The organism is Microvirga arvi (genome assembly GCF_016892765.1).
Classification (GTDB): domain Bacteria; phylum Pseudomonadota; class Alphaproteobacteria; order Rhizobiales; family Beijerinckiaceae; genus Microvirga; species Microvirga arvi.
In genome coordinates this window covers 69,823-78,492 of record NZ_JAFEMD010000028.1, presented here as the reverse complement: position 1 = coordinate 78,492, position 8,670 = coordinate 69,823, and the positions used below count along the sequence as shown (strand labels likewise).

Below are 8,670 nucleotides of genomic sequence, written 5' to 3'. Positions count from 1 at the left end.
ACCCATGGACGGCTTGAAATCGGAATGCCTGGACGGCTTCAGATTGGACGAAGTGGACGGCTTCGTCGGTATCCTCATGCGCCGCCGCAGGCTCACACCGGTCTCACACCAGGTGCGGCTCTTCTACCAGCTCAGGCCCGCCTCGTGCAGGTTGCGCCAAATTGTGAACGTGCTGACACTCGGCAGCCCATCAGATTCTTGGCGCAGGGCTTTCTGCAGCAGGCTCAAGGACCAACTGGCGCTGCCGTCTGCCTCGCGCTCGGGCGCTCGCACCCACTCGGCCGGTATGCGTATGTGCGCCTCAGCCCCATAGCAGATCCGCGGTCCGCCACCATGGTGTGGTCGCACAGCCGACAGGTCCTCGCTGTTGAAGCGTCTGACCCAGGCCGAGATGGCCTCGTTGTGGCCGCGTCCGACCTGTCGCGCGGCGGCGGTGTAGCTGGCGCCATCGGCAATCGCCAGCAAGGCCCTAAGCCCGGTCGACCTCGGCGGCGGGAACAGTTTGGGAGCACCTCAGCCGGGTGAGTTCGGTGCGTCTTCAGAAGTGAGCGGGCGCAGAGGATCTTTGCGGTGGCGTGACAGGAGGCACCTCGCAGCACGAAGATCACCACGCCATTATAACTGACCCCACGGCAAATGACTCACTAGCTTCTTGATGTCTAGGTGGATCAGCATCCCCAGGATGCTGGCGCTGATATCGCACGGGTGGCTGCTTCGACACCAGACCCGCCAAACGCCCCAGTCTACACCGGGTGAGCCAAGCTGACACGGTAGATCGGCGAGGTTCAGTTTCCCGGCGGTCTCCTCAGCCGTCAGTCGGCATTCCCGTCGGAGCATCCCAATCACGCCAATCCAGTACGCGGCCGTGCGATTGGTAATAGTCCTTGAGCAGGCCGAGCGGTTGCCCAGCCCGCTTGGCTTTCAACTCTGAAGCGGGCCAGCCACTTGCGGGCGGTACGCTCGCTGACACCAAAGCCTCTGGCCACCTCGCAAACAGGCAGTTCGTCCTCGATGATGCGGCGATCATTTCCGCTCGCCCCAAGCGGGTCGTGCGAGCATTCTGGTGTGGGTTGTTCATTTCTCAGGTCTATTGGTAGTCGTGTCGCAACGACCACCTTCAGGCCCTCAGACGAGATGAACACCCTCCTCAGATCTCACACCTAGGCAGGCAGAGTAACTACATCGCATCAATGCACAAGCCTACGAAGAATATTGAGCGCTGTACCTTGTAACTTGGGAACTGCTCCCACTATGAACTTATACTCATCCTTGCGCACCGGGCGGAGGATCAGCAACAATAGAACATATACTGTTCCAGCAGCGATGCTCGCCAAAACTCGACCTATCGCTCCGAGATCAAACCCAGTATCAGCGATCTCACACAACACTATTAAGCCTCCCGCTACTGCAAAGAGAGGTCCCAATCGAGCAGTATCCAAGATACGTTTGGATCCGTGCTGGCCAAGTGACATCCTCAGTAAGCCAATCCTGATCAGCACCTCTACTATAGGCCAAAACAGAACAGCGAATAGGCCAAGCTTGGGTGTTGTCATAAAGACAACTGTAAGACATGCAACTCCCAAAGGGAGGGTAGCCGCAAATATACGGTGCCGCAGTGTTATACCGGCCATAATTTCCATTATTCGATAACAGCTTTTACCAAGAAATTGCAGAAGTATGATGGGAATTATATAACCGTAGCTGCTAAACTCTTCCCGAGAAATGAGGCGAAGCAACATCGGTGCGAGGGGAACGCTAATGACCATCCCAAATAGTATGATAATTGTCTCCGCTTTCAAGAGAACACCTAGTATGTCTTGGGCCACACTAATCTCCCCGGACTTGGAGATCTTGCTGATCAGTGCTGGCTCAAGCGGTACTCCTACGAGATGCACCGGAAGCGCCGAATGTACGGAATTGATAAGGCTTTGAATGAACGATACAGCTGCGAGAGGGACTGGCGCCAATGACGGCGCGCTGGCAAGGCGAACTGCAGCGGGGCTTGTAGCCAGATAACTGATGGATGACAGATATGTGCCCAAGGCAAATGAGAGTTGAACGCTAGGAAGCAACCCTAAATTCGTCTCCCCATCAGACGGCACAACCTTTGCCAATTCATAGTGGTGGCGCCGCAGCAGAAAAACGGTTGCCATCCCGACTATTAGCGATAGCGACGTGAGCGCCCAAGTCTCGATGACCGCTTCCGCATCCAAGATGCCCGCTTTTCCTAGAAAAGCGATTACAGCCGCTCTGGCAAATATTTCTATCAAACTAAAAACGGCCCAGCTTGTATCCTCCATCAAGCTTCGTGCAATTGATTGCATATCCGATTGAAAAAAAAGCAGAATGAACCATACAAATACCAGTTTATCGCTGTAGATGCGATCTAGCGTCCAGCCAAACGGGGATACCCACAACAATAACCCAACACCTGTAGTAACAGTTAGAATCCCTCCAAATCGAAACACAACATATCTTACTATTGCTTCACGAAGCGTTCTACGGCTACCTTCTAACATGATAAGCGGCAAGAAGCGGGATATGACCCGGGTAACTCCTAAATCGGCAACTGAGCAGAAGAGCGATGCTCCGGCGAGTGCCACTGCATACTTTGCATACTCCTCTGGCAGCATCATCCTTGCCAGCAAGATCTGAAAGCACAACCCAACCAGCAGAACGCCAATACGGGCAGCTGCCGCTATCGTGATGCGTTGCGTAAGGCTTCCCTTCAGCAATGTTCCATGTTCCTCTTTGGCAAGCCATGAAGCGAGAGCCAATTCCAGTAGAATGATGCCGGCACTCGTCATTGTTGTACCGCAGGTACTGACGGCAAACCGGATCCTCCAAGCCGAAACCACTTAAAAAGCTATCTAGCAAGCGAAATCGTACTCTAATGCTGAATGGTGCCCAGGACTGGATCATGTTTTGTGCTTGCGGTGCCGGTTGTCCTCAGTAGTCCCCTCTATAAAGAATACTTCGGAAGTCGACAGTCGCAAGATGGCATAGAAGGTACGTTGATCAACGATGAGCTTCGAAACAAGTTTATTGGAGTTAACTCAGACGATCCTGCAATAACTGTTGACATGGGCGGCAGTCACCAGTCTTTGGTTCGAGCGATCGACCAGCGCAGCTGCGCGTTTGGATTAGCTATGCTGAGAAATCAGTAGGATTGTCCCAGCTACCTGTTTTTAGTCTTGCAGAGGCTGGTCACAGCGTATCAGATCCTTAGCCTTTGCAGCACTTCCTATATTAGCTTTACGAAGAACTGAGAAACTGGTCTTCACACTCCCATTTAGGAATCGCGGGACCTCGATCAAAATTGCCGACGTCTTCTCAACTTTCCCGAATGCTGCAGAGTACAGATTTCGTGAATCGTCAGCATCGCTATTCACAATCTTTAGAATGGCCTTTGCCGGAGGCGTAACACTCAAGATGCTCTCGCCATCTCGAAGCGATAGAAGAGCGACCCCGTTCTCCTGCGTGACCTTGATAGACGGGTGAACAAGAAAGCCGATGTTTCCTGGCACCTTTGTCGGCGGGCCAATGAGTCTATCATCGACATCAAAGCCGTCGTTCGTTTTTCGGATCGTACGTTCATGCTCGACTCCAAGTCGCGCCTTATAGCCATCATGACTCCCGGTTATGCTCCAATGCTCTCCGAGGTCCACAGATCTCTGGTGGGCCTCAGCCTTATGGCGCCAGTTGAAAGCGCCAGCGGTAAGACTCTGGCTCTGTGCCCCAAGTTCCAGCGTATTGTGAGCCGCCGTAGAGCGGAAATGCTCTCTGAAAGCTCCACCTGAGTGATAAAGATAGGTTCCGGCATCAACCAAAATTGGATGCTCATCAAGATGCAGCCACAATGCCAAAGCATCAGAATGGCCATGCGCCGCGATGGAGAGAAAGCCGAGAGGACCATGATCGAACGTCAAAATCATTGAGCGGTTAGCCACATGCTGACGAATGATCGTATACCCACCATGTGGATAGTTGAATACTCCGTCGGGGTGCTCAACCCCTGCGTCCAAGCTTCGAAATAAGAGATCTCGCAGATGTGGTTCTCGGGACGAAGGGCTTAGAGATGGGACGGCCAATGCGCTTGCAAGCCCGGCAAGAACCGAGGCAACGTAATGGTCTTCGTGAATTGGTGGCATGGCGATGACGCGTCCTTCATCATCGTCTCCAATGCGAGGATGATCCGCGCTCCTATCGAGCAATGCATGAAGATATCGCCCCGCGGAGACAAGCCGGTCACGCGCAACAGGACGAAGCCAGTCCTCAGAATCAATCTGGAGGCCTAGCAGTATCATCTCAATTGTGAACGCCGCATAAGTGGGTGACTGTTCGGACCCGGTTCCGTCCGAATGAAACTGGGTCAGCGGAGCACTTGCGAGTATGCTACGTCCTTCTTTGAGATAGTGATCTGCGCCATCGAGATCGGGACACAGCAAGCCGGATATCAGGAGACCAAGGCCTTCAGCGACTCTGTGGTTATTTGCAGAGGAGTGCAGCGAGGGATAGCGTGACAACCAGAACGCATGAGCGGCGACGTAGGCGCGCAGCTGCCTTCGGGTCTCTAGATCAACGTCCTGAGGTCCGGGTGCACAGGAAACAACGAACGCGATGGTCACCAGCCGCATAGACAGCTCGATTCCCGATGGCCAATTCACTCCTTGGAATGGGGGGTTCGCCTGCATCCAAGCAAGAACGATCTTTAAGACGCGAGCGTAGAGTTCACGATCATGATTCTTGAACGCTAGGGCAGCAAGCGGATGAAGGAACTGTAGTCTATTCAGTTCCCAGACGAACTTAACGTCGCCTTTGTCTGAAGAATGACGGTAATCGACATCAAAGCAATAGGTGCCGGCTCCTGGCCAAGATGTTCCTGAAAGAGGATCGAGAAACCAGAGAGAAGGTTCATATCTTTGAACAGCCTCTGCAGGCCAGCTTTGACCTAGAAGTTCCATTCTTCCATCGATAACCGCTTGCACAGCCTTTTCAATATGAGCACGAACATTGTCAGGCCAATCTGACATGAGGCTCTGACGCAAGGCAGGCAGAACTTCAAGAGCACCTTCGCCAACGTCAAACCGTGACCAGCCGGGCTTGCGAACTCTGAAAGAAAAGCGCTTCAGCTGCTCTCGCAGTCGATACGCGATTTCAGACGAACTCATTGCATCTAAACGCCATACATACCACCTGAACTTGTCGATCAGCAAATTGATCCCATAACTAGATAGGGTTACCATACGAATCGCCGCTTTTTTCCAACGTATCGAGCTTCTTCGGCGCGTGTTGTCGTAGCTGCTTCTGGTTCGCCGCTTCGATCCAGATCTGGATGAGGCGCTGAACATATGAGCCGATCTCCAGTTCTTCGGCATGAGCGATCTTAGCGTTTGCGCCAAGCCGGCTGCGCATCGCCGAATCCGTCAGCAAACGCTGCATTGCGTCAGCAAGTGCAGAGACATCGCCCGGAGGTACCAGAAGGCCTGTTTTCTCGTGAACAACAATATCGGTCACTGCTCCGACAGGCGTCGCTACGACAGCCAGACCATACGAGAATGCCTCTACAATTGACATAGGGAGGTTCTCGTCGAAAGACGGGAGCACCAGGATGTCGGATGACGAGAGGAGATTCCGAGCCTCCTCGAGGCTAACCCACCCAGGAATTGCAACGCGAGAGGACAGGCCAAGTTGCGAAACCTGAGCCTTTGTCTGATCAACGGCGCCATCTCCGGCAATTGTTGCGCGCCAGTTTGGAACGGCAGCGATGATCTGAAGAGCTTTAACCAGGATATCTACTCCCTTTCGGGTTCCTAGCCGTCCTAGAAAGAGAATCTTCACATCCCGACTAGGTGTGATCTGGATAAGGCGCTCCGGGCGTGGCGTTGCGTTGGGCAGTATAACAATCCCCTCACCTGCCCTAGGCTCCTGGGTGGAGACCAATTCTGCCCAGAATTTACCAAGCACGATTGACGACGCAGCGCTTGCAAACATGCGGTCAATGGACGTGCGCAGCCGCCCTTTGCTCTTAATCCAGTATGTATGAAATCTAGAGCCGTGCAAATGAAGGACATAAGGCACATGCATCAACTCTGCGATACGGGCCAAGATAAGCTTCCGCAATGTACTGCCATGCGAAGACAAATTAATGTGGATAATGTCGACATGGCGGGTCATACACAAGGCCGCGACCTTGGCGATTGCGATCAGGAACACAAATGGGGCAAGCATCTTTATTTTGCCCCGACTGGTCAGAAACTTAACTTCGATGTCGGGAGAAGGATGGGAGTTTATTTCATCGTGAATGGTGTCTATCATACGATCGATGCCGCCCGCTCCCCCTGGCCCTAATGGCGTTACGACGAGCACTCTGATTGCGGAATGTCTTGCCACGATGCTCACCTCGGCTCAGGAAGGCCCTCAAGATTGACTTGATTATATACGTGCATCTTGAACAAGGACTGGTACGCTGCAATGAGATTTGGAATCTCATGTTCCCAGGACAACTTCATACGCACTCTCTCCCGCCCCATTTCACCCATTATTATCCGCTGCTCCCGATGCTTCAGAAGATCTAGGATTTTGTCTGCGAAGTCATATGGATCATTCGCTGTTGCGTAGAGAGAAGCCCCTTCGGCCGAGTACCGCCCTTCTTGAACATCGAACTGCACAATAGGTTTTCCGAAAGCCATATACTCAAGTATCTTGTTCATTGTCGACTTATCGTTCATCTCATTGACACGGTCGGGATTCACGCACACGTCCGATGTCGAAAGAACCTCAAACAAGTCACTATCGGGCAGGCGGCCAGTGAACGTCACGTACTCGGACAGCCCCATCGCATCAGACTGGGTGCGAAGCTTGTCTAAGGAGGGGCCTCCACCGACTAGGCAAAACTGCACGTCAGTGCGGTGTTGATCGCTAACAATGGTCCTAGCCGACTCAAGCAGGAGGTCGATCCCTTCCTGTGGACCCATGACACCGACATAGCCAACGAGAAATTTCCTGCCATTGCGCCATTTCGGATTTGGCGGAACCTCCTTCAGCCGCCGAAGATCAGGCCCGCTTCGAACCACAAAAACTTTGTCAGGATGCATGCCGCCGCGTTCTATCGCTATAGACCGAAAACTGTTGTTAGTCGCGATTGATACCGTTGCTGTCTTGAAAGTCAGGCGCTCTGCGATGCGAAGCAAGTTCCAAAAGAAATCGCGTCGGCCAAATTTCGCCTCATAGAACTCTGGATTGATGTCGTGATGATCGAAGAGAAATTTTTTGCCGAAAATCTTGAAGATCAGCGCCACTAAGAAAATCAGGTCCGGTGGATTGCATCCATGAATGACATCGAAGCCATGGCGGCGCCAGACTTTGAATGCAAGAACCGTCTGCCAGAAAAGTGCTGTTCCGTATTCGATCAGATAGCCAACCAGCGATCCAATGTCTTCCGGCAGAGGATGCCGGTATACATTGATACCATCGATAACTTCCATGCGCTCGGGATGCAGCTTTGTGCGTGGGCAGATGATGCTCACGACAGCGCCAGCGGCAGTCAATGTCTGCGCTTCCTGCCAGACACGCCGATCAAAGGGTACGGGCAAGTTCTCGACTATGATCAAGATCTTCCGCCCGCTCAACGGCTTGTTCAAGAGTAATTGTTCGGACTGCAGATCCTGAGTGCTGCTCATACCATGCTGCTCATGGGCGGTGAGGATTAATGGGTTGGTCGAGAGCGCAATCACTCTGCCAGCCTTGACCTTATGACTCTCTTGTTCAAGCAATCCGACTCGCAATAAGGTACAATCGGTAAGATCCTGCATACGTGAAGCGAGAAGATCATTCCACGTCCGGGCTTTCATCTCCAGAGCAGGCAGTAACTATTCCGAGTTACAGACACGTACTAATCGGTGCCCTAAAATTGGACGTCTACTTGAAGAACAAACATCATAACCATAGCAGCATAAAGATGCTATATTACACGCTTGACAGCTACACTCTTCAGAACGACGGATCATCCTACGCGTACAGTTACGATGCCGCTAAGGATGTGATGCGCTTCGAAGTCCGGAACGGCGACAGTCCCGTTTACGGCAACTCTAATACCCAGCGTTCGGAGGTCTCGAGCAAGAACCATCTCGCCTTCGGCCAGACTTATACCTTGAGCTACAAGTTCATGATCGAGCCAGGCACCAAGAGCACCTCCGACTGGGTGATTATCGGCCAGGCTCATGCTACGGAAGATGCCGGCGAAGGCGGCGCGTCGCCGCCGTTCGCAATCGAACTGGCGAACGGCGAGAAGATGCGGATCGTAGCCCGCTCCTCTAATGCCGATGTGACCTCCTCGTCGAACATCAAGTATATGAATCTGTACCAGGACAGCACGGACTTGGTGCGCGGGCAGTGGTACGATATGAAGATCACGGTCAAGTTCGACCCGGCCGGCAACGGTATGCTCGACGTCTGGCGTGACGGCAAGCAGATCGTCGACTACACGGGTGCGATTGGCTACAAAGACCAAACGGGCCCGTACTGGAAGAACGGTATTTACCGTGAGCATGCGCCCGAGACCCTGGCGGTCAGCTACTCAAATATCTATGTCACGCCGCCCCGAGATAAGCCCTAAAGCTTCGGATTAGAGCGCGGAGTCGACGGCCTCTTTGAGAAATGCGAGCGAAG

The 8,670-nt window shown here is 53.0% G+C and carries 6 protein-coding genes and 1 pseudogene; 2 read left to right on the top strand and 5 right to left on the bottom strand.

The features are described 5' to 3' along the window. A partial coding sequence (locus tag ILT44_RS30970; RefSeq protein WP_239468336.1) for a hypothetical protein occupies positions 1 to 313 on the top strand: 313 nt, incomplete at its 5' end. 20 nt (positions 314 to 333) lie between these two features. On the opposite strand, the pseudogene ILT44_RS31920 reads toward ILT44_RS30970, so the two are convergent. The 5 genes and pseudogenes from ILT44_RS31920 to ILT44_RS17800 form a co-directional block, all read right to left on the bottom strand. Beyond that, positions 334 to 465: pseudogene (locus ILT44_RS31920) on the bottom strand (helix-turn-helix domain-containing protein); the annotation flags it as partial. A 722-nt stretch (positions 466 to 1,187) separates the two neighbouring features. Further along, positions 1,188 to 2,807 carry a lipopolysaccharide biosynthesis protein gene (locus ILT44_RS17815; RefSeq protein WP_204240959.1) on the bottom strand — a complete coding sequence of 540 codons (1,620 nt, stop codon included), beginning with the start codon at positions 2,805 to 2,807 and terminating at the stop codon, positions 1,188 to 1,190. A gap of 381 nt (positions 2,808 to 3,188) precedes the next feature. Further along, entirely contained in the window at positions 3,189 to 5,216 is a 2,028-nt protein-coding gene (locus tag ILT44_RS17810; RefSeq protein ID WP_204240958.1) for a heparinase II/III family protein, read from the bottom strand. Between the two features lie 13 nt (positions 5,217 to 5,229). Further along, a complete protein-coding gene (locus ILT44_RS17805) occupies positions 5,230 to 6,393 on the bottom strand; it encodes a glycosyltransferase family 4 protein (protein WP_204240957.1) in 1,164 nt (387 codons plus the stop codon). A gap of 5 nt (positions 6,394 to 6,398) precedes the next feature. Next, positions 6,399 to 7,682, bottom strand: a complete 1,284-nt coding sequence (locus ILT44_RS17800; RefSeq protein ID WP_239468341.1) for a glycosyltransferase family 4 protein — start codon at positions 7,680 to 7,682, stop codon at positions 6,399 to 6,401. A 278-nt stretch (positions 7,683 to 7,960) separates the two neighbouring features. Between ILT44_RS17800 and ILT44_RS17795 the strand changes: the two genes are divergently transcribed. Beyond that, positions 7,961 to 8,617, top strand: a complete 657-nt coding sequence (locus tag ILT44_RS17795; protein ID WP_204240955.1) for a polysaccharide lyase family 20 protein — start codon at positions 7,961 to 7,963, stop codon at positions 8,615 to 8,617. Positions 8,618 to 8,670 lie beyond the last annotated feature (53 nt).

Bases quoted from the DNA above. Each gene is read 5' to 3' on its own strand.
- ILT44_RS17815 (WP_204240959.1), bottom strand. From the start codon at position 2,807: ATGACGAGTGCCGGCATCATTCTACTGGAATTGGCTCTCGCTTCATGG.
- ILT44_RS17800 (WP_239468341.1), bottom strand. From the start codon at position 7,682: ATGAGCAGCACTCAGGATCTGCAGTCCGAACAATTACTCTTGAACAAG.
- ILT44_RS17795 (WP_204240955.1), top strand. From the start codon at position 7,961: ATGCTATATTACACGCTTGACAGCTACACTCTTCAGAACGACGGATCA.